23 protein-coding genes are annotated in these 25,493 nt (G+C 48.2%); 1 reads left to right on the top strand and 22 read right to left on the bottom strand.

Annotated elements, in window-relative coordinates; genetic code table 11:
* Positions 1-81 precede the first annotated feature (81 nt).
* The 8 genes from FFM82_RS09560 to FFM82_RS09525 form a co-directional block, all read right to left on the bottom strand.
* The gene (locus tag FFM82_RS09560; protein WP_137645612.1) at positions 82-618 is read right to left on the bottom strand and encodes an HdeD family acid-resistance protein; all 537 of its coding nucleotides are present in this window, start codon (positions 616-618) and stop codon (positions 82-84) included.
* Between the two features lie 289 nt (positions 619-907).
* The gene (gene argH, locus FFM82_RS09555; RefSeq protein WP_137645611.1) at positions 908-2,302 is read right to left on the bottom strand and encodes an argininosuccinate lyase; all 1,395 of its coding nucleotides are present in this window, start codon (positions 2,300-2,302) and stop codon (positions 908-910) included.
* Positions 2,302-3,537, bottom strand: a complete 1,236-nt coding sequence (locus FFM82_RS09550; RefSeq protein ID WP_137645610.1) for an argininosuccinate synthase — start codon at positions 3,535-3,537, stop codon at positions 2,302-2,304. Before FFM82_RS09550 ends, argH begins: the two co-directional genes overlap by 1 nt.
* A 215-nt stretch (positions 3,538-3,752) precedes the next feature.
* Positions 3,753-4,229, bottom strand: a complete 477-nt coding sequence (locus tag FFM82_RS09545; RefSeq protein WP_137645609.1) for an S-ribosylhomocysteine lyase — start codon at positions 4,227-4,229, stop codon at positions 3,753-3,755.
* Positions 4,230-4,283: 54 nt separating this feature from the next.
* Positions 4,284-7,142, bottom strand: coding sequence for an excinuclease ABC subunit UvrA (uvrA, locus tag FFM82_RS09540; protein ID WP_137645608.1), 2,859 nt, complete (start codon positions 7,140-7,142; stop codon positions 4,284-4,286).
* 11 nt (positions 7,143-7,153) lie between these two features.
* Positions 7,154-9,157, bottom strand: a complete 2,004-nt coding sequence (gene uvrB, locus FFM82_RS09535) for an excinuclease ABC subunit UvrB (protein WP_137645607.1) — start codon at positions 9,155-9,157, stop codon at positions 7,154-7,156.
* Positions 9,158-9,331: 174 nt separating this feature from the next.
* The gene (locus tag FFM82_RS09530) at positions 9,332-9,979 is read right to left on the bottom strand and encodes an HD domain-containing protein (protein ID WP_137645606.1); all 648 of its coding nucleotides are present in this window, start codon (positions 9,977-9,979) and stop codon (positions 9,332-9,334) included.
* Between the two features lie 77 nt (positions 9,980-10,056).
* A complete protein-coding gene (locus FFM82_RS09525; RefSeq protein ID WP_137645605.1) occupies positions 10,057-11,241 on the bottom strand; it encodes an MFS transporter in 1,185 nt (394 codons plus the stop codon).
* Positions 11,242-11,402: 161 nt separating this feature from the next.
* Here FFM82_RS09525 and FFM82_RS09520 point away from each other — a divergent pair, with 161 nt between their 5' ends.
* A complete protein-coding gene (locus FFM82_RS09520; RefSeq protein WP_137645604.1) occupies positions 11,403-11,960 on the top strand; it encodes a M15 family metallopeptidase in 558 nt (185 codons plus the stop codon).
* 461 nt (positions 11,961-12,421) lie between these two features.
* Here FFM82_RS09520 and FFM82_RS09515 read toward each other — a convergent pair whose 3' ends face one another.
* The 14 genes from FFM82_RS09515 to FFM82_RS09450 form a co-directional block, all read right to left on the bottom strand.
* The gene (locus tag FFM82_RS09515; RefSeq protein ID WP_137645603.1) at positions 12,422-14,149 is read right to left on the bottom strand and encodes a phospho-sugar mutase; all 1,728 of its coding nucleotides are present in this window, start codon (positions 14,147-14,149) and stop codon (positions 12,422-12,424) included.
* A gap of 246 nt (positions 14,150-14,395) precedes the next feature.
* The gene (gene trxB / locus FFM82_RS09510; RefSeq protein ID WP_137645602.1) at positions 14,396-15,334 is read right to left on the bottom strand and encodes a thioredoxin-disulfide reductase; all 939 of its coding nucleotides are present in this window, start codon (positions 15,332-15,334) and stop codon (positions 14,396-14,398) included.
* 165 nt (positions 15,335-15,499) lie between these two features.
* The gene (gene galU / locus FFM82_RS09505; RefSeq protein WP_137645601.1) at positions 15,500-16,417 is read right to left on the bottom strand and encodes a UTP--glucose-1-phosphate uridylyltransferase GalU; all 918 of its coding nucleotides are present in this window, start codon (positions 16,415-16,417) and stop codon (positions 15,500-15,502) included.
* Positions 16,418-16,454: 37 nt separating this feature from the next.
* Positions 16,455-17,471: an NAD(P)H-dependent glycerol-3-phosphate dehydrogenase gene (locus FFM82_RS09500; RefSeq protein ID WP_137645600.1), complete on the bottom strand. Its 1,017-nt coding sequence runs from the start codon at positions 17,469-17,471 to the stop codon at positions 16,455-16,457.
* 20 nt (positions 17,472-17,491) lie between these two features.
* Positions 17,492-18,334 carry a prolipoprotein diacylglyceryl transferase gene (gene lgt / locus FFM82_RS09495; RefSeq protein ID WP_137645599.1) on the bottom strand — a complete coding sequence of 281 codons (843 nt, stop codon included), beginning with the start codon at positions 18,332-18,334 and terminating at the stop codon, positions 17,492-17,494.
* A 26-nt stretch (positions 18,335-18,360) separates the two neighbouring features.
* Positions 18,361-19,308 (bottom strand): HPr(Ser) kinase/phosphatase, encoded by a 948-nt coding sequence (gene hprK, locus FFM82_RS09490; protein WP_137645598.1) that lies wholly within the window; start codon positions 19,306-19,308, stop codon positions 18,361-18,363.
* Positions 19,309-19,446: 138 nt separating this feature from the next.
* Positions 19,447-19,812 (bottom strand): phage holin family protein, encoded by a 366-nt coding sequence (locus FFM82_RS09485; protein WP_137645597.1) that lies wholly within the window; start codon positions 19,810-19,812, stop codon positions 19,447-19,449.
* A gap of 15 nt (positions 19,813-19,827) precedes the next feature.
* Positions 19,828-20,154, bottom strand: coding sequence for a PspC domain-containing protein (locus FFM82_RS09480; protein ID WP_137645596.1), 327 nt, complete (start codon positions 20,152-20,154; stop codon positions 19,828-19,830).
* Positions 20,155-20,255: 101 nt separating this feature from the next.
* Positions 20,256-20,930: a phosphate signaling complex protein PhoU gene (gene phoU, locus FFM82_RS09475; protein WP_137645595.1), complete on the bottom strand. Its 675-nt coding sequence runs from the start codon at positions 20,928-20,930 to the stop codon at positions 20,256-20,258.
* Positions 20,931-20,941: 11 nt separating this feature from the next.
* On the bottom strand, positions 20,942-21,697 hold the full coding sequence (gene pstB, locus FFM82_RS09470; protein ID WP_137645594.1) for a phosphate ABC transporter ATP-binding protein PstB: 756 nt from the start codon (positions 21,695-21,697) through the stop codon (positions 20,942-20,944).
* An 11-nt stretch (positions 21,698-21,708) separates the two neighbouring features.
* Positions 21,709-22,518, bottom strand: a complete 810-nt coding sequence (gene pstB / locus FFM82_RS09465) for a phosphate ABC transporter ATP-binding protein PstB (protein WP_137645593.1) — start codon at positions 22,516-22,518, stop codon at positions 21,709-21,711.
* 14 nt (positions 22,519-22,532) lie between these two features.
* Positions 22,533-23,417: a phosphate ABC transporter permease PstA gene (gene pstA, locus FFM82_RS09460; RefSeq protein WP_137645592.1), complete on the bottom strand. Its 885-nt coding sequence runs from the start codon at positions 23,415-23,417 to the stop codon at positions 22,533-22,535.
* The gene (pstC, locus tag FFM82_RS09455; RefSeq protein ID WP_137645591.1) at positions 23,407-24,336 is read right to left on the bottom strand and encodes a phosphate ABC transporter permease subunit PstC; all 930 of its coding nucleotides are present in this window, start codon (positions 24,334-24,336) and stop codon (positions 23,407-23,409) included. The genes pstA and pstC overlap by 11 nt, the downstream gene beginning before the upstream one ends.
* Before the next feature lie 10 nt (positions 24,337-24,346).
* On the bottom strand, positions 24,347-25,222 hold the full coding sequence (locus FFM82_RS09450) for a phosphate ABC transporter substrate-binding protein PstS family protein (protein WP_137645590.1): 876 nt from the start codon (positions 25,220-25,222) through the stop codon (positions 24,347-24,349).
* Positions 25,223-25,493: the final 271 nt, after the last annotated feature.

Here is a 25,493-nt window from a genome sequence, read left to right as displayed (position 1 = left end):
TACTTTTGACCGCCGGCAGCCGATGACAAAGGGCGCCCAGTCCGCCGTAGCGGTGGCCGCCCCCTAACTAATTCACTTAACTTAGTTTCGCCGTGCAAAGGCAATCAGAATCGCGTTGACCCCGAAAATGGCAAAGTAGAAGCTGACCAAAACGTTAAACGTCAGCGCCGCCACAACCGGACTGAACAGCATCATCAACCCTAACACCAAACTAATGATGTCAAAGATCAACGAAATGACGTAATAGCCGGTCCCGAAGACCCGTAAGTGCGACACGACCAGCAGCCGCTCGATCGAATCGATTAGGAACCAGAAGGCGAACACGTAGCCTAATACGATGATCCCGGTTGGTGAATGGAATAAGAACATCAACCCAACTAAGATATCAATGATGGCAAAAACTAACGCGAAGTTAGCTCGCAAACCGGTCTCTCGCCGCAGTTTCGTATACCCGGCAATCGTCGTGATCCCACTAATAATTGCCGCGATGGCGAACAGAAAGACTAGGCTCAATAAGGCGGCCTTCGGTTGTTTCATAACAAAGTAAGCCGCAACTAAGAATACGATCCCGGTAATAAATTCCGTCCAGTCGAATCCCCAGCGATGATCGTCAAACATATGCAACATCTCCAATAGATTATTTAGTTTCATCATACCAGTTGCCGCCCCAGTTTCCAATTGTTACCGCACCTTTAACCCCAGTTTAATGAATCCACTAAATAAGGCTGTGACATCAGTCACAGCCTCTTGTGTGTTTCTCGAAACGTGCGCCAAAAGTCAGCTGGCTCCGCTTAACCCCGTAAGTCCAATAATCCAAGCCCGGGATTATTTGCCTTACGCAGTTATGCTCACCAGCTAACCGACTTTTGTCACACTCTCCCCCCATCAATGGTCAAATTGATTTTTGCTACTTTGGTTGGTAAGCGGCGAGTTGCTTTCGTGCCCGTTGCAACTCCGCTTTAATTTGGTCAAAGCCGGTGCCGCCCAGTGAGTGGCGCCGTTCAACGGCTATCTTCGGATCAAGGTCGTGGTAAACATCCGCTTCAATCAATGGTGAAATTTCTTGATACTCACTCAACGGAATGTCCTGCAACGGCCGGTTATGCTTCAAGCCGTCCAAAACCAGTTTACCGACGATCGCGTGGGCCTGCCGGAACGGAATGCCCTTATTGGCTAAGTAATCCGCTAATTCGGTCGCGTTTGAGAAATCGTTAGTGGTGGCGTGCGCCATCCGGTCTTCATTAACGGTTAGGGTCGCTAACATGCCCGTAAAGACGTGTAGACTCGTTAGAACGGTCGTGACCGTATCGAACGCCCCCTCCTTATCTTCCTGAAGATCCTTGTTATAAGCGAGTGGGATGGCCTTCATCACGGTTAATAAGCCCATCAGGTTACCATAGACCCGCCCGGATTTACCCCGGATCAATTCCGCCATGTCCGGATTTTTCTTTTGCGGCATGATGGAGCTCCCCGTTGAAAACTGATCACTTAAACTAATGTATTTAAATTCGTAACTACTCCAGCTGACGATTTCCTCACAAAACCGGGATAAGTGCATCATCAAAATGGCGGCGTTACTCAAGAATTCCAGTACAAAGTCGCGGTCGGATACGGCGTCTAAACTGTTATGGTAGACCTGGCTAAAACCGAGTAGTTCCGCACTGTATTCCCGGTCAATCGGGAAAGTGGTCCCGGCAAGCGCCGCCGCCCCCAACGGTGAAATGTCAGTATGCTGCACGTTGAATTCAAACCGTTCCATGTCCCGTTTGAACATCTGGTAGTAGGCCAAAAGGTAGTGGGCGTACGAAATCGGTTGTGCATGTTGTAAGTGGGTGTAGCCCGGCATAACGGTCTCAACGTTTTCAGCGGCCTTATCGACCAGCACCGTTTCAAGCTCGTGTAAACGCTCTAGGATTTTTGGCAACTGGTGTTTTAAATACAAATGAAAATCGGTAGCCACCTGGTCGTTTCTAGAACGGGCGGTGTGCAATTTCCCCGCTACCGGTCCGATTTCTTCGGTCAGTAACGATTCAATATTCATATGAATGTCTTCGTTGACCGTTGAGAAGTGGAGCTCCCCGCGTTGCAACTTGGCTTCTAAGCTTTCCAAGCCGGCCACGATTTTGTCCACGTCTTCGGCCGGTAAGATTCCGGTCTTCTTTAACATCTTAACGTGCGCGAGTGACCCGGTAATGTCTTCAGCGGCCAGTAACTGGTCGAAACCGATTGAAGCCCCAAAATCATCCACGTACTTGGCACCGGTTTCGGTAAACCGGCCACCCCATAATTTTTTTGTACTCATTAGGCGTGTTCCTTATCGGCCTTGGTTTCAGCCTGAACCTTTGCTTGTACTTGGGCGTTAACCTGGGTCGGTAAGCCCCATAACTTGATGAAGCCGACCGCTGCTTGTTGATCAAACGAATCTGCTGCAGTGTAGGTTGCCAAGTCCTTATCGTACAAGGAATTTGGTGACTTCCGGCCTTCAGTGATGACGTTGCCCTTAAAGAGTTGGACGCGAACCACGCCGTTAACGACTTGCTGCGTCTGCTTCAAGAAGGCCACCATCGCTTCCATCAGTGGTGAGAACCAGAGTCCGTTATAAATCGTGTCAGCCAATTTTTGTTCAATAATTGGTTTGAAGTGCGCTAACTCCCGTTCAAAAGTCAGGTCTTCAAGGTCCTTATGTGCTTTTAACAAAACGGTTGCGGCCGGGGCTTCGTAAACTTCCCGTGACTTGATACCAACTAACCGGTTTTCAATGTGGTCGATCCGACCAATTCCGTGTTCACCAGCAATTTTATCCAACTTAATAATCAAATCGGCTAGGTTCATGGCTTCACCATCTAATGCCACCGGAACCCCGGCTTCAAAGGTGATTTCTAACGTCGTCGGTGTGTCCGGCGTATCCGCTAACGCCTTGGTCCGGTCAAACGCGTCGGCCGGCGCACCTTCCCACGGGTCTTCGAGGATGCCACATTCGTTGGCCCGGCCCCATAAGTTCTCATCAATCGAGTAAGGGCTGTCCAAGTTAATCGGTACCGGAATGTTATGGTCCTTAGCGTAGTCGATTTCTTCTTCCCGTGACCAGTGCCAGTCCCGAACCGGGGCTTCGATCTTAATGTCCGGTGCCAACGCGTGAATGGCGACTTCGAAACGGACCTGGTCGTTACCCTTACCGGTACAACCGTGCGCAATCGCAACCGCGTGTTCCTTCTTAGCCAACGTGACCAATTTCTTGGCAATCAGTGGCCGCGACAATGCGGAAACTAACGGGTATTCCCCTTCATACAAGGTGTGACCCTGTAACGCAATCAACGCGTATTCTTCGGCAAATTCCTGCTTGGCGTCGATCATGTAAGAAGCGACCGCCCCTAATTTCAACGCTTTGGCTTTGATCGCGTCCATGTCTTTACCTTCGCCAACATCAATCCCGCAAGCAACGACGTCGTAGCCCTTATCCTTTAACCAACTAATTGCAACTGACGTATCTAACCCACCAGAATAAGCTAAAATAATTTTTTCATTTTGTTCGACCATTGATAGACCCTCCATCACAAGTTATCTGTATTTCTCAATGACAGTATCGTACCACCGCTTTTAATATTATGCAATTATTTTTTGATAATATTCGTTATTTTCCCGATATTCACTATTTAATTGGATTTTTATGCAATTATTCATTATTAAATGTATTTTAGCGTAAAAAAACGCACCCGCAGTCTTAGACTGGCGAGTGCGAATTAACACGCTAATTATTCAACGACCTTGCGAACAAACGGGTCGGAAGAGATCCCATCGGCCAAAATTAATTTTGCCCATTCTTTTGCTGAAAATAAGGAGTGGTCCTTGTAGTTCCCACAACTATCGATCGTGGTCCCCTGAACGTCTTCCCACTTAGCGGGACCGGCGATGAATTCGAGTGACGACTTCAATGCCTTAGCGACTTCAACGGTGTCGTGTTCACCCCAAGTGATTAAATGGAACCCGGTCCGGCAACCAAATGGGGAACAATCAATGACCCCATCCATGCGGTCCCGTAATAACCCGGCTAGCATATGTTCGATCGTGTGTAAACCGGCCGTATCGATAGCCGCCTTATTCGGTTGAACTAACCGTAAATCGAAGTTGGTGATTGCATCACCCTTAGGCCCGTGTTCCACCGTAATTTTACGGACGTATGGGGCCAGAACCTTCGTATGATCTAACGTAAAGCTTTCTACTTTCGCCATTCAAAAACACTCCTCTATAAAAAATAACTTCATGTTTAGTGTAGCACACTCATTTTAAGATTTCGCATTTGCCGCAGCTTCTAGCTCACGGTCACGGACTAAAACTGGCTTTAAATATTGACCAGTATAACTTTCAGCGACTTCAGCAACCTGTTCGGGTGTCCCGGTCGCCACCACCGTGCCGCCACCGTCACCGCCCTCTGGTCCGAGGTCGATCAGGTAATCCGCCGATTTGACGACGTCCAAGTTATGTTCAATGATCAGAACCGTGTTACCGGCATCGACCAAGCGGTTTAAGACCCCAATCAAGCGCCGGATATCCTCACTATGCAACCCGGTCGTTGGTTCGTCCAAAATATAGAAGCTCTTACCGGACTGTTGTTTATGCAGTTCGGATGCCAACTTCATCCGTTGGGCTTCCCCACCGGACAGGGTCGTCGCTGACTGTCCCAACTTAACGTAGCCTAAGCCAACGTCAACTAACGTTTGCAGCTTACGCCGAATTTTCGGAATCGGTTCGAAGAACTTGAGTGCCTCCGAAGCGGTCATCTGCAACACGTCGGCAATGTTTTTACCCTTATATTCAACTTCCAACGTTTCGGAATTATACTGTTTCCCGTGACAAACTTCGCAGGGTACGAAGACGTCCGGCAAGAAGTTCATTTCAATCTTTAAAATTCCATCACCGTGGCAAGCCTCACAGCGGCCACCCTTGATATTAAAACTAAAGCGGCCCTTTTGATAACCACGCAACTTAGCTTCGTTTGTTTGCGCGAACAAGTCACGGATATTATCGAATACCCCGGTATAGGTGGCCGGGTTACTGCGCGGTGTCCGACCGATCGGGCTTTGATCAATATTTACGAGCCGTTCAATATTCTGAACACCACTAATTCGCTTGAATTTACCAGGCTTTTCAGAATTATGGTTCAATTTCTGAGCCAGTGCCCGCTTTAAGACATCGTTGACCAACGTCGACTTGCCGGAACCGGAAACCCCGGTCACCACGTCAAATTTACCAAGTGGAAAATCAACGTCAATATCCTTCAAGTTATTTTCGGCGGCACCAGTAATCCGAATTTTCTTACCGTTACCGGCGCGGCGCTTATCCGGAACCGGAATAAACCGTTTGCCCGCCAGGTATTGACCCGTTAACGATTTGCGTGAGCGGGCGACCTGCTTCGGTGTTCCAGCAGCCATCACCTCGCCACCGTTTTCACCGGCACCCGGGCCGATGTCAATGATGTAATCAGCCGCCCGCATGGTATCCTCATCGTGTTCGACCACGATCAGCGTATTCCCCAAGTCGCGCATCTTCTTCAACGAACTGATTAAACGGTCGTTATCGCGTTGGTGCAACCCAATCGACGGTTCGTCCAAGATGTAGAGCACCCCCGATAAGTTCGACCCGATTTGCGTCGCCAACCGAATCCGTTGGGCTTCCCCGCCGGAAAGGGTGCGGGCCGAACGACTGAGCGTTAAGTAGGCCAAGCCAACGTTACGCAGGAAGGAGAGCCGGTCGCGAATTTCCTTTAAAATCGGTTTGGCAATGACTAAATCCTGCTCGGACAGTTGTAACTGGTTAAAGAAGTCGATCTCCTTACCGATTGCTAGGTCCGAAACCATCCCGATATGCTCGCCACCAACTTTAACGGCCAGCGCTTTGCGGTTTAAACGGAACCCGTGACAAGTTTGACACGTTAATTCAGTCATGTACTTACGCATGACGTCACGGGTGAAATCACTACTGGTTTCGTGGTAACGGCGGTCAACGTTATTGATGACCCCTTCAAAAACGGCGTCCACGTCACGGACCCCGCCAAAATCATTTTGATAATGAAAATGAAAGGTCTTACCGTCCGAACCGTAAAGGACCGTCTGCCGTTGGGCCTTGGACAAGTCCTTGTACGGAACGTCCATTGGAATCTTCAACTGTTCGCACGCCTGTTTCAACATTTCCGGATAGTACTGCGAACTGATCGGGTTCCACGGGGCTAAAGCACCTTCCGCTAACGTCAAAGTCTGGTCGGGAACGACCAAATCCTCGTCAACTTCTAGCTTCATACCGAGCCCTTCACAATCCGGGCAGGCCCCCTGGGGTGCGTTGAATGAGAATAGCCGCGGTTCTAGTTCACCAACCGTGAAGCCACAGACCGGGCAAGCGTAGTGTTCAGAAAACAGAATCGGCTCGCCACCGATCAAATCGGCAATGGCGTAACCACCACTCAACCGTAGCGCGGCTTCAAACGAGTCAAACAAACGGGAGCGGTCGCCGGGTTTGACAACGATTCGGTCGATGACGATTTCAATCGTGTGTTGCTGGTTCTTATTCAGTTCAAAAGTTTCACTGATGTCGTGGACCTCGCCATCGACCCGCACGCGCACGAACCCCTCACGTTTAATTTTTTCGAAAACCTTTTTATGTTCGCCTTTCTTTTGCCGAACGATGGGTGACAAGATTTGTAACTTGGTACGTTCGGGCAGCTGTTGGACGCGGTTAACCATTTGTTCAACGGTTTGGCTGGCAATCGGTGTCCCGTCATTGGGACAAATCGGTTCGCCGACCCGGGCCCATAGCAACCGTAAATAGTCGTTGATTTCGGTGACCGTGCCGACCGTGGAACGCGGGTTTTTAGAAGTCGTTTTTTGGTCGATTGAAATCGCCGGACTCAACCCGTCGATCGAATCAACGTCTGGCTTTTGCATCTGGCCTAAGAACTGCCGGGCATAGGCGGACAAGCTTTCTACGTAGCGCCGCTGTCCCTCGGCGTACAACGTATCAAACGCCAGCGAACTTTTGCCGGAACCAGATAACCCGGTAATCACGACCAGTTTATTACGCGGAATCGTGACGTCGATATTCTTTAAGTTATGGGCGCGAGCGCCGTGAATGACAATCTTATCATTTGCCAAAAAAAGACCTCCTAGCTAATCTGTGCTTTTAATTCTAAGACCGTATCCCGTAACGTTGCGGCTTGTTCAAAGTCAAGCTTCTTAGCGGCGGTCTTCATCTGTTCCTCTAACTTACTGATCATGTCTAACTGTTGTTCGTGCGTCATATCATCAAAGTCGGTTTCTAAGAAATCATCCTTCTTATGATCGTCATCGGCCACCTTAGTCGACGCGATCAATTCCGGAATGGCCTTCTTGATCGTCTTCGGCGTAATGTGATGATCCAGATTATACTGCTGTTGGATCTTACGCCGCCGAGCCGTTTCGTCAATGGCCGCCTGCATCGATGCGGTGGTTTCATCCGCATACATGATGACCGCCCCGTGTTCGTTACGGGCCGCCCGCCCAATGGTTTGAATCAGCGACCGCTCATTACGCAGGAATCCTTCCTTGTCAGCATCCAAAATTGCCACCAACGAGACTTCCGGTACGTCGATTCCTTCACGTAGTAAGTTGATTCCAACTAACACGTCAAATTTACCTAACCGCAAGTCGCGAATGATTTCGGTCCGTTCCAGCGTCTTAATATCACTATGCAGGTAACGGACCTTAATACCGAGATCTTTCATATAATCGGTTAAGTCTTCCGCCATCTTCTTGGTCAAGGTCGTCACGAAGACCCGTTCGTTACGCTCAATGCGCTTATTGATCTCCCCGACCAGGTCATCAATTTGCCCCATAATCGGGCGAACCTCAACCGTCGGATCAAGCAGGCCGGTCGGTCGAATAATTTGTTGAACAACGTGCTTAGTGCGGTCCATTTCGTAAGGCCCCGGCGTTGCCGACATGTAAACGACCTGATTAATGTGTTGCTCGACTTCGGCTAACTTTAACGGCCGGTTATCCAGTGCGCTTGGCAACCGGAAACCGTAATCAACTAGCATCTGTTTACGGGCACGGTCCCCGTTGTACATCCCGCGAACTTGCGGCATCGTCACGTGGGATTCGTCAACGACTAACAGAAAGTCCTTGGGAAAGAAATCCAGTAAGGTATACGGCGGTTCGCCCGGTTGCCGACCATCCATGAAGCGTGAATAGTTTTCAATACCGCTGGTATAACCCATTTCCTTTAACATTTCAATATCGTAAGTCGTCCGCTGCTTTAAGCGTTGTGCTTCCAACAACTTGCCATCGGCCGTCAAAACTTTTAGCCGGTCATCTAGTTCGGCCTCAATCCCCTTAATGGCGTGTTCCATAATAGCGTCGTTCGTCATAAAGTGGGTCGCCGGGAAAATCGCGACGTGATCACGATCACCCACGATTTCACCGGTCAACGCGTCAATTTCACGAATCCGGTCGATTTCATCGCCAAAAAACTCGACGCGCAGCGCGTGATCGTCACGAGACGCCGGGAAGATTTCGACGACGTCACCGTGGACCCGAAAGCGCCCACGTTGAAAGTCAATGTCATTGCGGTCAAACTGAATATCCACTAGTTTACGCAGCAAGTCGTTGCGTTCAATCTGCATCCCGACCCGCAGTGAAACCACGTGGTCCTTGTACTCGTGCGGATCCCCTAACCCGAAAATACTGGAGACCGACGCCACCACGATGACGTCGTTGCGCTCCAATAATGAGCTGGTTGCGGAGTGCCGTAACTTATCGATTTCATCATTAATTGCCGAATCTTTTTCAATGTAAGTATCACTGGACGGCACGTAGGCTTCCGGTTGGTAGTAGTCATAGTAACTGACGAAATATTCCACCGCGTTATTCGGGAAAAACTTCTTAAACTCCCCGTACAGCTGTCCAGCCAACGTTTTATTATGTGACAGGATCAGCGTTGGCTTATTGACCTGCGCAATGACGTTCGAGATGGTGAAAGTTTTACCAGTCCCGGTCGCCCCCATTAGGATCTGTTCCTTTTCCCCGGCCTTGATGCCGTCGGTCAGTTGTTGGATCGCCTGTGGTTGATCACCAGTCGGTTGGTAGTCTGATACTAAATCAAACCGATTATTATCTACCCGATCAATCAAACTTGACTCCTCCTTAAGGTGTTTTGTCTGTAATTACAACACGAAAAACGCGCTAGAACGGCGCGCCACCGCCCACCGTTTAACCCGTCTATCCGTTCTAAAAAAAATAGGCAGCCACCGCTCCCTATTTCTAAAACCGCTATTTATTTTAGCACATCGAACATACTTTCGCCATTAATCGGATTGCGCCGCCGCAGTTAAAATGCGCTTGGTCAAGGCCTGTAAATGGCTCTGGCTCGTAAACGGTTCGGCTAGCATTTCCGGTAAGACCGCCTTCAAAAAGTAACGGACGCAGGCCATCCGTTTGAACGATAAAATCGTCTTCAAACTTTCACGGTAAATCTCGGTAAAGACGGCCTCCGGATTTCCTTTTTGAATTTCACCAAAGGATTCGTATAGCAAGTCGATTTTATCAGCAACCGATAAGATGCGACCTTCCAAACTATCATCCTTACCTTCCGATAGGCGCCGTAAGTAAGCCGCTTGGAATTCAGTCGGAATTTCGTTATGCACGAAGTTCTCGGATAACTCGTCTTCAACGTCCGCCAACATCCGGCGTAAAGTCGGGGTCGCGTACTTGACCGGCGTTTTAATATCACCGATAAAGCGCTCATTATAGTCGTGATTAAGTGCCTTCTCGTATAACGACCGCCAGTCGACCGTCTGCCCAGCATTTTCCTCGACGTCGCCTAAAAACTGGGCCGTTTCGGCCACCTTAAAGGAGTGGGCCGCCACCGAGTGGTTCTGATACTTAAAGAACCCCGGCGCCCGCTGAATCGTTTCTAAATTACTCAAACTTTGTAAATACTGATGCATTCCCAAAATTAGCCACCATCCTTTACGCCATGATTTTGGCCTAAGTGTAGCAAAGCCACCTTGGAAACGCAACCGTCCCGCTGTCAGACGCGTTCTATCCGTCCCAGTCGTAGCAGGAAGGCCATCAGGTACGAGACGATCAAAAAGCCGGCAACTACTAAGTACGGGTAGTGCGGGTTCATGTCCAGTAGCATTCCCGACATGATTGGTCCCACAATGTTACCGATACTAGTTAGTGACATGTTCAAACCGTTGATCAACCCCTGGTTCGTTTCACTGGCCTTCGTCAAGAGCGTTGTAATCGCTGGCCGTAGCAGGTCAAAGGCTGAAAAGATTACCAGCGTGGCAACCATGACGGCGACCTTCGAATGTACTTGGGTGATCCAGACCGTGCAGACGGCCGCCGCGGCAAAGCAAACCCGGATCACCCGCTGTTCACCAAACCGTTGAACGAACGTGTCAAACAGCGCGACCTGTAAAAATAGTGAAATCAGGCCGTTTAACGTCAACACCAGCGCAATGTTACTCAAGCTAAAATTGAAAACTTCATTCACGTAAATACTATAAATACTTTCAAACCCCTGCAACCCAAAGGACGACACTAGGATCATGGTAAATAGAATAATGATGGGTAACGTCCAAAAGGCCCGGGACATCGGGTGGTGTTGCGGCTGCCGGTCCGTCGCCAACACCTCGCGGTCGGGATCGATCAAGCGGTCGGCGGGCAATAAGATAACTAGCACAATTGCACTGATGATGCCCAAACTGCCAGCGACCCAAAACGGGGTTTTATAACTAATTCCCGCTAAAATACCACCGATTCCGGGACCGAGAATCAAGCCACCGCTAAACGCAGCTGACAACCAGCCAATCACCCGCGCCCGTTGCCGTTTAGTGGTAATATCGGATGCCAGTGCCATCGCCGTTGGGACGACCATGGCAGCGGAAAGGCCCCCGATTGTCCGTGACACGTTAAAGACCCATAGCTGGTTAGTTAACGCGAATAAGAATTCGGATACCATGTATAAAATCAACCCGGCCGTTAAAACCGATTTACGGCCGATTTTGTCCGAAACCCGGCCAATAATTGGCGAGGCCACGAACTGGGCGAACGCAAATAATGCGTTCATAATCCCCATGTTGGTCGCGGTCAAGTGTAAGTCGTTCTTAATAAACGGCATGACCGGAATTACTAAACTAATTCCTAGACAGACTAAGAACTCACTGAATATTAAAATAAAAATTGCCCGGCGCGTTTGTTGCGTCATTGCGGTTCACCCCCGTTGATGTTGTTGTGGCGGTTGCTCACAACAGTCCGCCGTTCATCATAGCAAGAATCCGCACTGGACGCCACTACCGGGTTTGCTTTCCCCAAAAGCACATTCAAATTAGGTACAATGGGGGTAATAAAAGACTAGGAGGCCTCACCATGCAAGCTGAATTAACCGGGTTTACCAATATCCAGCGGTTAGCCCCATCGATTATCGTTGACCTGCGCTACGCCACCACGAATAATTTTACCCACCAAGTAATCTACGACTTTACGACCGCCATCGTTCGAACCGGTACGGCTCGCAAGCTGGCCGTTGCCAGTAACCTCGTTAACCAGCAAGGCTACCGGCTCAAAGTCTGGGACGCCTACCGACCGGTCAGTGCGCAAAAGCGGCTGTTCGAGGTCTACCCCGATCCGCAGTTCGTTGCCCAACCCGACCCGAACTTTAGCCACCAAAAGGGCGTCACCCTCGACCTGACGCTCACGGACGAAGCTGGTAATGAGTGTGACTTGCCGACCGGCTTTGACGACTTTTCGGCGGCCGCACACCGCAACGCACCCAAAACGGCCACCCAGGAACGTTATTACCGTATTTTAGACGATGCCATGACCCAAGCCGGCTTTATCGGCTACGAAAACGAATGGTGGGACTACCGCGACGCCGAGATGGACCAGTACGGCCCGCTCGCCGCGGATCCAAACGACTACCGCTAATTTCCCAATACCCGAACGGACCAAAAGTGAAGTGCCCCACAATTGTTAGACTGATTTGTCTAGCAATTGTGGGGCACTTCAACGTCTAGTAGCTGACTTTGGGCGCACATTTCGACTATTACAATTTGAAGACGTAAAAGGCACCCCTTCTCAAACAGGATAAGGTCGCAGTGGTAATTTGCACAAATAAGCCGATCAAATGTCATTTAGCCATAGTGAAAACCAGCCAATTATATGATGACCCCTACCACGTACTCACGGTTCAAAAAGGTTCATACTTTATAATTTTGTTTAGCAGTCTTACGTTAATAGCTCCAATTTTCATCATTGGGAGATACTATCTAGTTTACACGTATTTAGCCGCTTTAGAACCAACCGGCAAGGCGGAAAGTTGCCACGATTCGGGCTTAACTAATCGTAGGAAAGAGGCCGTGACTAAAGTCACGGCCTCGCCTTACTCATTACTCGTTAATAAAGGTTTGTAGCGCGTCTTCGAACTGGTCCAATTTCTGGTTAGCTTCATCCAAACTAGTCCCCAGTGTCCCAACGTAAAACTTGATCTTAGGTTCGGTCCCGGAAGGTCGAATGGCAATCCAAGTCCCGTCAGCTAACTTGTACTTCAATACGTTAGCTTTTGGTAAGGTGATTGGCTTGGTAGTACCGTCCGCAAAACTTTCGACCTGACTGTCAAAGTCTTCGGTGGACACAACGTCGTAGCCGGCAAAGGCCCGCGGTGCTTCTTCGCGGAACTTAGTCATTAAGGCCGCAATTTTATCACTGCCACCAACCCCGTCGAATTCTTCAGAAGTGGTCTTTTCACGGAAATAGCCGTATTTAGCGAACAAGTCCTGTAAACCGTTATAGAGGTTCTTACCTTGTTGTTTATAGTAGGCCGCAACTTCGGCTAATAACACGGTCGTTTGAATAGCGTCCTTATCGTGAACGAACGGCTTGATCAGGTAACCATAACTTTCTTCAAACCCGAACATGTAGGTATGCTCACCGGTTGCTTCAAAGTGTTCGATTTGTTCCGCAATGTACTTAAATCCGGTCAACACGTTGATCATTTCAACCCCGAATGAATCGGCGACCTTCGTGGCAAATTCACTCGACACAATCGACTTCACGGCCGCTGCGTTAGCTGGTAACGTTCCGGCATCCTTGTTAGCTTGTAAAATATAGTGTAGCAGGACCGCCGCAATTTGATTCCCAGTCAGTAAGACGTATTCGCCATCTGGTTGCCGCACGGCGGTACCCAACCGGTCAGCATCCGGATCAACCGCAATCAACACGTCCGCGTCTTCCTTTTTACCAAGGTCAATCGCCATCTTAAAGGCTTCCGGAAATTCCGGATTTGGAAATTTAACGGTTGAAAATTCCGGATCGGCCACGGCCTGTTCTTTAACCACGCTGAAGTTTTTAAAGCCAGCGTTTTTAAGGGCTTTTTCACCCAGCATCCGACCAGTCCCGTGTAGTGGCGTGAAGACTAACTTCATGTCCTTACCGACTTCGTCAACTAACTTCTGGTTAATCGTGACTTCCTTAACCTTAGCTAGGTAGGCTTGGTCAACGTCATCACCAATAATCGTCTCAACATGGTCAGCTAATAGTTGGGTTTCATCCGCCACGTCAATCGCAAACAAATCATCGGCCTTCCGAATATACGACGTAATTAAATCTGATTCCTTTGGTGGCATCTGACCACCATCTTCACCGTAAATCTTGTAGCCGTTATACTGCTTCGGGTTATGACTAGCAGTAATCATAATGCCGGCGTAGGTATGTAAATGCCGGACCGTAAAGGAAAGTTCTGGCGTTGGCCGTAAGCTTTCAAAGACGAACGACTTAATGCCGTGAGCGCCTAATACCCGGGCAGATTCGTGGGCGAAATCTTTCGAATGGTGCCGTGAATCAAAGCTAATCGCAACCCCGCGTTGTTTGACCGCTTCTGGTAACGTATCCATGAACCGGGCCAACCCTTCGGTAGCTTGCCGAACCGTATAGATATTCATCCGGTTGATGCCGGGGCCTAACACACCGCGCATCCCAGCGGTCCCAAATTCCATTGGTTGATAAAAAGCGTCTTCCAAGGCCGCGTTATCGCTAGCCATCGTGGTTAATTCTTGTTTCAAACTCGTTTCAAGTGTCGGTTGCTCATTCCAGGTGTTAAAAGTATCCTGCCAACTCAAAAAAACCATCCCCGTTTCTGATAATGTTAGTGCTTACAAAGATAGTATACCTTATTGTAGAATCAGACAAAGTAAAATTCGCTAAGAAATTTTACCTCAGCGCCATTTTTTAATTATAACCTGCTAAACGAACGCTTTGAACCACTTTGAATTAATTTACTTAGTAAAATAAATAAACTTATTTTACTAAAAAAGTCGCTTACTTGGCACCCCACAGGAAGCCAAGTAAGCGACAAACAAGTCAATTTAGTTTTTAACCTTATCGTTTAAAGCCGTAATGTAGTTATAGACGCCTTGACCGGCCGTCCCACCTTCACCAACGGCAGTGGCCACTTGGCGGAGATCCTTCTTACGCACGTCACCAACGGCAAAAATACCAGGTACCTTGGTAGCCATGTGGTCGTCCGTTAAGATCCAACCATTTTCATCGGTAATGCCCAAGTTACCAAACGGTTCGGTAATCGGGTTGATACCAACGTAAATGAAGACCCCGTCAACGGCGATTTCACTATCTTCACCGGTCTTGTTATTGTTGACCTTAACACCGGTAACCTTTTTATCGTCACCAACGATCTCCGTCACGTTACTATTCCAAACAAATTCCATCTTAGGATTGGCGAACGCGCGATCCTGTAAAATTTGTTGCGCCCGTAACTGATCGCGCCGGTGAATAACCGTGACCTTATCAACTAACTGGGTCAGGTAAGTACCTTCTTCAATGGCTGAGTCCCCGCCACCGATAACAACAACGTGTTTGTTCTTAAAGAACGCCCCGTCGCAGACGGCACAGTACGACACACCCCGGCCACCGTAAGTATCTTCACCGGGCACCCCTAATTTACGGTACTCAGAGCCGGTCCCAATGATGATGGCTTTCGCTTCAAACGTCTCACTGTCAGTCTTAACGACCTTAACGTCACCGTTATCCGTAACCGATTCAACGCTACCATAGGCGTATTCCGCACCAAATTGGGTGGCCGAATCGTACATATCCTTAGCGAGGTCCGGACCCAAGACGGATTTGAAGCCCGGATAATTTTCAATTGCGGCGGTATTATTCATCTGACCACCATAGATTCCGCGATCTAACAGTAGTACTGATAAATTAGCGCGGGACGCGTATAACGCAGCGGTCATCCCAGCGGGCCCCGCACCGATAATAATCACGTCGTAACTCTTTGCCATTTATAAAGACCCCTTTCACTCAAATACTATGTGGCTTAATATACCCCCAAAAATTACATTTGTCGACTATCTTGTTTGTACACAATGGAATCTGAATTTTTGAGTTAGCCCACTGTTAGAAAGTGGGAGCCCACCAAGATTCCCGGGCAGGCCCCCACTCAAAACTTATTTAGTTGATTTTTTAGCTGGTTTAGCCGCGCTGTCTTCCTTAGTTAACTTGGCACCCAAGTCTTTTAAGTAAGCCCGCAAATCATCCTTAACGTCCGGATGCGTCAATCCATATTCAATGGTTGTCTTCAGATAACCAAACTTATAACCAACGTCGTGGCGGGTTCCCTTAAATTCGTGGGCAAAGACCCGTTGCGTCTTGTTCAAAGTATCAATGGCATCCGTTAACTGGACTTCGTTACCCTTACCTGGTTTTTGGTGTTCTAGCACATCAAAAATTTCTGGGGTTAATAAGTAACGACCGATGATGGCGAGGTCACTCGGAGCGTCTTCCGGACTCGGCTTTTCAACGAAGTTGTTCACGTTGTACAGGCCGGGTTCCTTTTCGCTTTCGGGATTAATCACCCCGTACTTGGAAACTTCCTCGTGAGGAACCTTCATAACGGCTAAGGTTGACGCGTGCGTCTTATCATAGCTATTCATTAATTGTTTCGTTAACGGTACTTTGTCCTCCATCAAGTCATCACCTAACATGACAACGAACGGTTCGTCACCAACGAAGGCCTTTGCCGTTAAAACGGCGTCCCCGAGGCCCCGTGGGTGCGACTGACGGATGAAGTACAAGTTGATGTCGGTGGTTTCTTGAACCAGCTTCAACATTTCTTCCTTGTGCTTAGCCCGCAAGTTATCTTCGAGTTCAGGGTTGGAGTCGTAGTAATCTTCAATACTCCGCTTACTCTTCCCAGTCACGATAACGATGTCTTCAATACCGGACTTACGCGCTTCGTCAACGATAAATTGAATCGTTGGCTTGTCGACGATCGGTAACATTTCCTTAGGCATTGCTTTCGTAGCTGGTAAGAAGCGAGTCCCTAAACCAGCCGCTGGAATAACGGCTTTTCTAACTTTTGACATGTGATAATCCTCCTAAATAGTGAAATCAAGTCCCAAACTACTGAAGTTCAGGCTTACCTTCGCGCCGCATCAATTGTGGAATGACCTGCTTAATGTCGGCACCTTTATATAATACATCATAAATGGCTTCAGTAATCGGCATTTCGATATTTTGTTGCTGTGCTAACTCGTAAGCGGCCTGGGTCGACGGAATACCTTCGATGACCATTCCCATGGTATCAATGACCGTTTGTAGATTCTGACCAGACCCTAATTCATTGCCGGCCCGCCAGTTACGGGAATGCACACTCGTTGCCGTAACGATTAAATCACCAACCCCGGACAAACCGATAAACGTTAACGGTTCGGCCCCCAGTGCAACGCCCAGACGACTGATTTCAGCCAATCCACGGGTCATCAACGCGGCCTTGGCATCGTCCCCGTAGCCCAAGCCGTGTAACGCACCAGCACCCAAAGCAATAATGTTTTTCAACGCCGCGCCGAGTTCAACCCCGATGACGTCGTTGTTCGTGTAAATCCGGAAGTAGTCGTTCATGAATAATTGTTGCACAAATTGAGCGGCTTGCTGATCCGCGCTAGCCGCGGTAATCAACGTAATGTCCCGCTTAGCCACTTCTTCGGCGTGACTCGGACCGGATAAGACAACGATGGCCTTGCGCAAGTCGGCCGGAATTTCTTCACTCAAAACTTGTGATAGCCGCTTATGCGTCTTCACTTCCAGCCCCTTACTTGCGTGAATAATAATCGGTTGCTTTTTCGTCTCCGCTAAGACCGCCGCAACTTGTTGCGCAACGCTGCGGATGGCCTTCGTCGGGACAACGAATAAAATCGCTGCCACGCCATCTAACGCGGCTGCTAAATCGGTGTAGGCCGTGAGTGATTCTGAATAATGAAAGTCAGGAACGTAATGCTGATTCGTGTGTTGGTCGTTTAATTCCGCAACTTGAGCAGGGTTGTTGGACCATAGTCGAACGTTGTGACCATTTTCGTCCAACAAGTTAGCTAACACGCTACCCCAAGAACCCGCACCTAAAACCGCAATTTTTTCTGTCATTCAAATAACCCTCTAATCTACTAGTTTTCTGTTTCAATTTTTTGGCCGGAACCATCTAAGTACCAACGATTGTTGGCCAGGTGGCGCCGACGCCAAATCATCAAGCCAATGCTTCCAAAGAACAAGACAACTGAAAGTGCCTGCGAAATCCGAATCGTATTAAACAGCATTAACGAATCCGTTCGCATCCCTTCAACAAAGAAACGGCCAAACGAATACCAAGCAACGTACGTTAAAAATACGTCACCCTGCTTGTAATAGCCACGGTGACGAGTCACCATTAAGAGAACGAATCCTAAGATGTCCCAAACGGACTCGTATAAAAACGTTGGCTGGCGATAAGCACCATTAATGTGCATCTGTTGAATTAGCCAGTCGGGCAAGCGTAACCCTTGCAAGAAACTCAAACTCGTTACCCGTCCGAACGCTTCCTGATTCATGAAATTACCCCAGCGGCCAATTCCTTGTGCCATAATGACGGTCGGCGCCGCCACGTCTAACATTAACCAAACCGGAACGAAACGGGAACGACAAAATAGAATAATGACGATTGCCGCACCAATCAAGCCGCCGTAAATCGCAATTCCGCCATCCCAAATGCGGATAATTTCGCCGGGATTAGCTGCATAGTAAGGCCACTGGAACGCGACGTAATATAGCCGAGCGGCGATCAGCGTAAACGGTAGGGCCCATAAAATCATGTCATAAATATCGTCGGGCCGGATACCGCGTCGCTGGCCTTCCTGAACTGCAAGCGCCACCGCAATTACAACGGCACTCGCAATAATCACTCCGTACCAGTGAACTTGAATCGGTCCCAACTTAAGTGCGATTGGGTTTAGTGCCCCTAAAACGGTCTTCACGCTGTTGCCATCTCCTTATTACCTGATTACTTGTGGGAATCCTGCGCGGAGTTTTCTTTAATTAGTGAGTTCAAATTATCATCAAAGACCTTGGTCGCATCGTACCCCATACTTTCAGCACGGAAGTTCATTGCTGCGGCTTCGATAATAATCGCTAAGTTTCGCCCGGTTTTAACCGGCACGGAAATTTCCGGAACTTCTACGTCAAAGAAACGCCGTGATTGTTCTCCATTTCCTAGTCTATCAAATTGCTTATCGGGCGTCCAACTCTCCAAATGGACAATCAGGTCAATGTCGGTATCTTGCCGAACTGCGCCGGCGCCAAACAGGTTCATGACATCGATAATCCCGATACCGCGAATCTCAAGTAGGTGGCTCAAAATCTTCGGCGCTTCCCCAACAAGCGTCTGTTCGTCCTGCTGGTAAACGTCGACGCGATCATCCGCGATCAGCCGGTGGCCACGTTTAACTAGTTCCAACGCCGTTTCACTCTTCCCAACGCCAGAGTCACCGGTAATCAGGACCCCTAAACCATAAATATCGACCAAGACGCCGTGTACCGATTGCCGCTCCGCCAGTTTACCTTCCAAATAGTTGGTCATATTACTTAAAATACGTGATGAAGTCATCTTAGTGCCCAAAATTGGCACGCCGTTTTCCTGACCAGCCGTCACCAGTTCGGCTGGCACCGGCAACCCGGTCGAAACCACAAACGCCGGGGTCGTTAATTGACACATTTTTCTAAAAATCATTAACCGTTCATCATGCGTCATGTTCTTCGAATAAGCGGTTTCAGTTTTACCCAATAATTGAACCCGTTCGCGCGGGTAATAGTTAAAATAACCGGTCAAGGCTAAGCCCGGCCGTGAAATATCACTAGTCGTAATCACCTTATCAGCTAATAACTCGGCGCCGTGGTAAACATCCAGGCGCGTGTTTTTCACCAAGTCGGCAACGGTTACACTTTCTGCCAAAATAATCCCTCCTAGCCCGTTCAGTAATAAAAAAAGTGCGTCGGCATTGTCCAGTGATGTTGACACCACCCATTCAAGCCGCCACACTGACTGAAAACGGAACATTCCTATCTTCTAATCTTAGCACTTTAAAGCGCTTTATTCACCATTAGCTCCACTGTTTGCGAAAAAATTCGAGACGATAACGTTTGCCAGTGACATTAATACCGAGACGAGTACCGCCATTCCAAAGCTGGAAAAGCCAAAGTTAGCCCGTCCCACAACGTACGACGTCATCTGTAACATGAACCCGTTGATGACGATACTGAACAGTCCGAGCGTAATTAACGTAATTGGTAGTGATAGTAAGACTAAAAACGGTTTAATGGCCGCGTTTAAAATTGCGAGGACAAAACTCGCTAACAACGCGATCCAAACGTTAGCCACGTGGAAACTCGACTGAAAAAAGCCCGCAATCGCCACAAATAAAATGGTATTGATTATAATTCGTTTCCAAAAACCCACTCAGTCATCACCCCGTTACTCGTGGTGCCGCGGTTCGTCTTCTTCACGGACGTTATGAATTTCTTTTCGTCCGCTCGAACGTGACCGCCGCGGCGACTCGCCATCCTGACTTGCATTTCGAACTTGCTCAAAAAAGCCGGCGTTGCCAGGTTTACTAGGCATAATCGTCATTAACAGCAAATAAATCAAAACAGCCAACCCGTGTGACGGAATCATCAGAACCAAAAACAGCACCCGTAAAACGTTGGCATTCCAATTTAAGTATTCCGCAATCCCGCCGAGCACGCCAGCAAAAACTCGGTTATTCGATTTTGTTAATTTTCGTTTAGTATTTGATTTCATAATTAGACACCTCATAACATCCATAGTCTAACTATATCTTACTAATACTAAAAGCCGGTTGCAAACTAGATGAACCGGCTTAAGATATTATTTATGATTAACTAAAGTAATGTCGAACTTTCGGGATTTAATTCAATAATTTTCCCAGTGTTCAGGTAAACGATCCATTCACCAATGTTGGTCACCAGGGCCCCGATCCGTTGTAAATAGTCGGCGACCTTTAAATAATCAGTCGAACCACTAACCGTTTCGGGGTGTCGTTCCATCTTGGAGATTCCCTTGGCGTTAATGCTATCATACATTTCGCCAACCTTGGCATCGCGCGCCGCCACTTTCCGGGCCGCCTGGTCATCACTTTTAACGTAAGCTGATAACATCTCTTCGACCATTGAACGGACGCGGTTCCCCATTTCAGAAAGCTCCGCTTCAATTTCGGGAACCCGGACGTGTCCCTTTACGCGAATCGTTGCGTGCGCGATGTTGCGCGCGTAGTCCGCCATCCGTTCTAATTCTGAAACCGCCTTTAAAATCGTCACGATTTCCCGTAAATCAGAAGTAACTGGCTGGTATAGCGCAATCATTTCAAACGACTTTTGCTCCAACTCAACTTCCCGTTGATTGATTTTAATATCATTTTCAACAATGGACTGCGCCAATTCACGGTCATGATCAATGAATGCTTTGACCGCCTTTTCGATGGTTTCACTTACCATCATGCCCATCTCAGTGAAATTTGCATCGATATCACTTAACTCATCATCAAATAATCGTCGCATGGGTTTTCCTCCTAACCAAATCGTCCTGAAATATAGTCATTGGTTTCCTGCTTAACCGGGTTCATGAAAATCTGCTTGGTATCATTTACCTCGATCAGTTCTCCATTTAAGAAAAACGCGGTCCGGTCAGAAATCCGTGAAGCCTGTTGCATGTTATGCGTAACAGTAATGATAGTGTAATCGTGACGTAAATTCAATAGCGTCATTTCAATCATGTGACTAGAAACGGGGTCGAGGGCACTGGTGGCTTCGTCCAACAAGATAATATCCGGTTCAACGGCCAAAACCCGAGCGATGCAGACCCGTTGTTGCTGCCCACCGGATAATGCTAAGGCGTTAACGTGCAAGCGGTCCTTGACTTCGTCCCAAATAGCAGCTTGTTTCAAGCTTTTCTCTACCGCCGCGTCGAGGGTCTCCTTATCACGAACTCCCGCAAGACGGAGGCCGTATACCACGTTTTCGTAAATCGAAAACGGGAACGGGTTCGGTTGTTGGAATACCATCCCGATTTCTTTACGCAACTGCACCGTATCGGTCGTCGGCGCGTAAATATTCGTATTATTGAACTGAACGTTCCCGGTAATCGTCACGCCCGGAATCAGGTCGTTCATCCGGTTCAAGCAGCGCAAGAACGTCGACTTACCGCAACCGGACGGGCCAATCAACGCGGTGATTCCCTTTTCTTGGAAGTCGATGTTGATATTTTTTAAGGCTTCCTTTTTACCATAAAATAGGTTCAAGTTTTCAGTTTTTAAAATTGTGCTCATGAACGATCCTCCTAACCAAAGTTCCCGGAAATGTAGTCGTTCGTTAAATCGACCTTAGGATTCGTAAAGATATCCCCGGTTTCCGCGTATTCCAGAACCTTTCCCAGATTAAAGAACGCGGTGTAATCACTAATTCGGGAGGCCTGTTGCATGTTATGGGTCACGATAATAATGGTGTAATTTTGCTTTAGTTCCAATAACGTATCTTCAATTTGACTAGTTGAAACGGGATCCAGCGCACTAGCCGGTTCATCTAACAATAAGATGTCGGGCTTAATCGCAATCGCGCGGGCGATACACAACCGTTGTTGTTGCCCACCGGATAATGCCAACGCGCTCTTATTCAAATCGTCCTTGACCTGGTCCCACATCGCGGCTTGGCGCAACGAGCGTTCCACCACTTCGTCTAAGTCCTGCTTCTTAGTCATCCCGCGCTGACGGAGTGCAAAAGCAATGTTTTCATAAATCGACTTGGCAAACGGATTCGGCCGTTGAAACACCATGCCGATGTGCCGACGCATTTCGTAGACGTCGATATCATTACTATTAATATCGAGTCCGCGGTACATAATCTTACCCTTAACCGTTGCAATCCGGTCATTCATTCGGTTAAGTGACCGTAAGTAGGTCGACTTACCCGAACCTGACGGGCCAATCAGCGCACTGATTTTGTAGCGTTCAAATTGTAAATCGCCTTCGGAAATTGCTTCGGACTTGCCGTAAAAAACGTGTAAATCTTCAGTGGAAAGCGCAATTTCATGGTCTTTCGGATCGAATTTCATGATATTGCGTTGATCCGTTGTCATTGAATTTTCTGCCATCAAAAAGGCCTCCTTTACTCAGCGGTTAAATGTTTGTAGAGTCGCTTGCCCAGCCAACGTGCTAGGAAGTTGAATAGTAAGACGGCAATGATCAGCACCGCTGATGAACCAGCCGAAACCGCCTTGGCATCGGGCATGATTCCTTCCGAGTTAATCTTCCAAATATGGACCGCCAACGTTTCGGCTGGTCGTAACGGACTCAGTGGGCTGCTAATGTTGAAGGGATTCCAGTCTGAGAAATCCAGAGCGGGCGCACTTTGCCCCGCCGTGTAAATCAAGGCGGCGGCTTCCCCAAAAATTCGGCCGGCACTTAAAACGACCCCGGTAATAATACTTGGTAACGCGGCCGGTACCACAATTTTTGTGACCGTTTCCCAGCGCGATAAGCCAAGCGCGTAGCCCGCTTCACGCTGGTCGTTCGAAATATTAGCTAAAGCTTCTTCGATACTCCGAGTTAAAATTGGTAAATTGAAAACCGTTAAGGCAAACGACCCTGAAAGAATCGAGAAACCTAACTTGAATTGCACCACGAAGAACAGGTACCCGAATAACCCCACGACAACGGAAGGCAAAGAACTCAAAATTTCAATCGTTGTTCGGATTAAACCGGTGACCGTATTTTGCGGAGCGTACTCATTCAAATAGATCCCGGCACCCAGTGAAATCGGTAAAGAAATCAGGAGCGCCAAAAATAGTAAGTAGAAGGAATTGAAGAGTTGGATACCAATCCCACCACCCGCTTCAAAAGCTAAGGCGGGTGACGTTAAGAAGTGCCACGAAATCTTAGGCACCCCTTCAATCAGAATAAAGCCAAGTAAGGCAACCAGAATGATAACCACTAGCGCGGCCACACCGTACAAGACGCCGGTTGCAATTTTATCGATTCGTTTAGCGTTCATGGTTCAGTTTCCCCTTTCGTCCAATGTAACGGATGGCCAAGTTGAAGACTAAGGACATCAACAACAGAATCATCGCTAATGACCAGAGGGCGTTATTTTGCAACGAACCCATGACGGTGTTCCCGATTCCCATCGTTAAAATACTGGTTAAGGTTGACGCTGGTGAAACCAAGTTATGTGGTAATAACGTCGCGTTCCCAATGACCATTTGGACCGCCAAGGCTTCCCCAAAAGCCCGGGCCATGCCGAAGACGATGGCCGTCAGCATTCCTGGAATGGCTGCCCGTAAGACCACTTTATAAATTGTTTGCCAGCGGGTCGCACCTAGCGCTAACGACGCTTCCCGGTAATAACGCGGGACTGCGTTTAACGCATCGGCACTCATCGACGTTACGGTTGGTAAAATCATAACAAATAGCACGAAGGTCCCGGATAAAATCCCGTAACCACTCCCACCAAAGGTATTACGTACAAATGGGACAACCACTTGTAGCCCAATAAAACCGTAAACAACTGACGGGATACCGACTAGTAATTCCGTAACCGGCCGTAAAATTTTGGCTCCCCGTCGCGGCGAGATCTCGGTCATAAAGACCGCGGTCCCAATTGCAAATGGCGTTGCAATCAAGGCTGAAAGAATCGTAATTAAGAACGAGCCGACAATCATCGGCAACGCGCCAACTGCTGGCTGGCCGTTCGTACCCATCGTCCCCGGATTCCACTGTGTGCCACTTAAAAACTGCCATAAATTAATGTGGTTTTTGAAGAAGGTTGCGAGCCCCCGTGATGCCACAAAGTAAAAAATCAAAAAGACAACGCTAACGATTAACGCTAAACAAATCAAACTAATAATTTTTCCGCGCCGCTCGATTTTGCTGGCAATTGACTTTTTTAATAAGCTTTCTCGAATTTTATCCATGCGCTCCCCCTCATTTCACTGTCGAAACTTTACCGGTCGCACTCCGCTGAACTTGCATATCATGGACCGAAATATAACCTAACTGTTTAACTAACTTTTCCTGAACAGCGGTTGATAAAATGTAATTAATAAAATCTTCCGTTAACTGACTTGGTTGTTTATCCGTATACAGGTGTTCGTAAGACCAAATGTACCACCGGTTATCCCGAACGTTGGCTTCCGTTGGTTTGACGCCGTCTACCCGCACGACCTGCACCGACTTGTCGATGTACGAAAAGGCCGTATAGCTAATCGCACCGGGTGTCGTAGCCACAATCGAACGTGCCAAGCCGGAAGAATCCTGCTCTTGCGAATCGGCACTCTGGTGTCCCTTTAACGCGTACCGTTCAAACGTTTTCCGGGTACCCGAACCTTGAGCGCGGTTAATTAGTGTAATCGCGAGGTCGCGACCACCCACCTGCTTCCAATTCGTAACTTGACCCGTAAATATCTTAATTAATTGGGCCTGGGTTAAATTTTTGACCCCGGCTTGTTTATTTACAATTGGTGCAATGCCGACAACGGCGACCCGGTGATCCTTAAGTTTACTCGCATCGATTCCGGGTTGTTCCTCGGCAAAAATATCCGAATTACCGATGGCAACCGCACCGGCTTGAATTTGACTAAGGCCGGTACCCGACCCACCACCCTGAACGTTAATAAAAGTACTCGTCCGCGTGGAACTAAACTGTTCACCCGCAGCTTCTACTAACGGCTGTAAAGCGGTGGAACCAACTGCGGTCAGTGACTCGCCGGCGTTTGCCTGGTCACGGTTCGTATACCCGAAACCTACCAAACTGGCAACTAGCACCAACCCTAACAGTTGGATGATCCGACTTTTTTTCATAACAAAATACCTCCTACCCATTGCTCATTTCCAATAATACAAAGTTTGTGTAAATGCTTAATATGCGTTTTGTAAAGATTGTGTAAATGTCAAAATATTTTGAAATGAAAGCTAAACTGGAACGAAAAAATAATCGTTAATTACGATAGTTAGTCGTAATTAACGATTATTTGGCTCTATGATATTTGGTGTTGATGGATAAAAACCATCAACACCATTTTTTATGCACAACAAAAGGACATACCGTCCTGTGCTACAATCTAGTCGACCA

It is taken from the genome of Lactiplantibacillus plajomi (genome assembly GCF_005405405.1).
GTDB classification, from domain to species: domain Bacteria; phylum Bacillota; class Bacilli; order Lactobacillales; family Lactobacillaceae; genus Lactiplantibacillus; species Lactiplantibacillus plajomi.
This window is presented reverse-complemented; position numbering and strand designations above follow the sequence as displayed.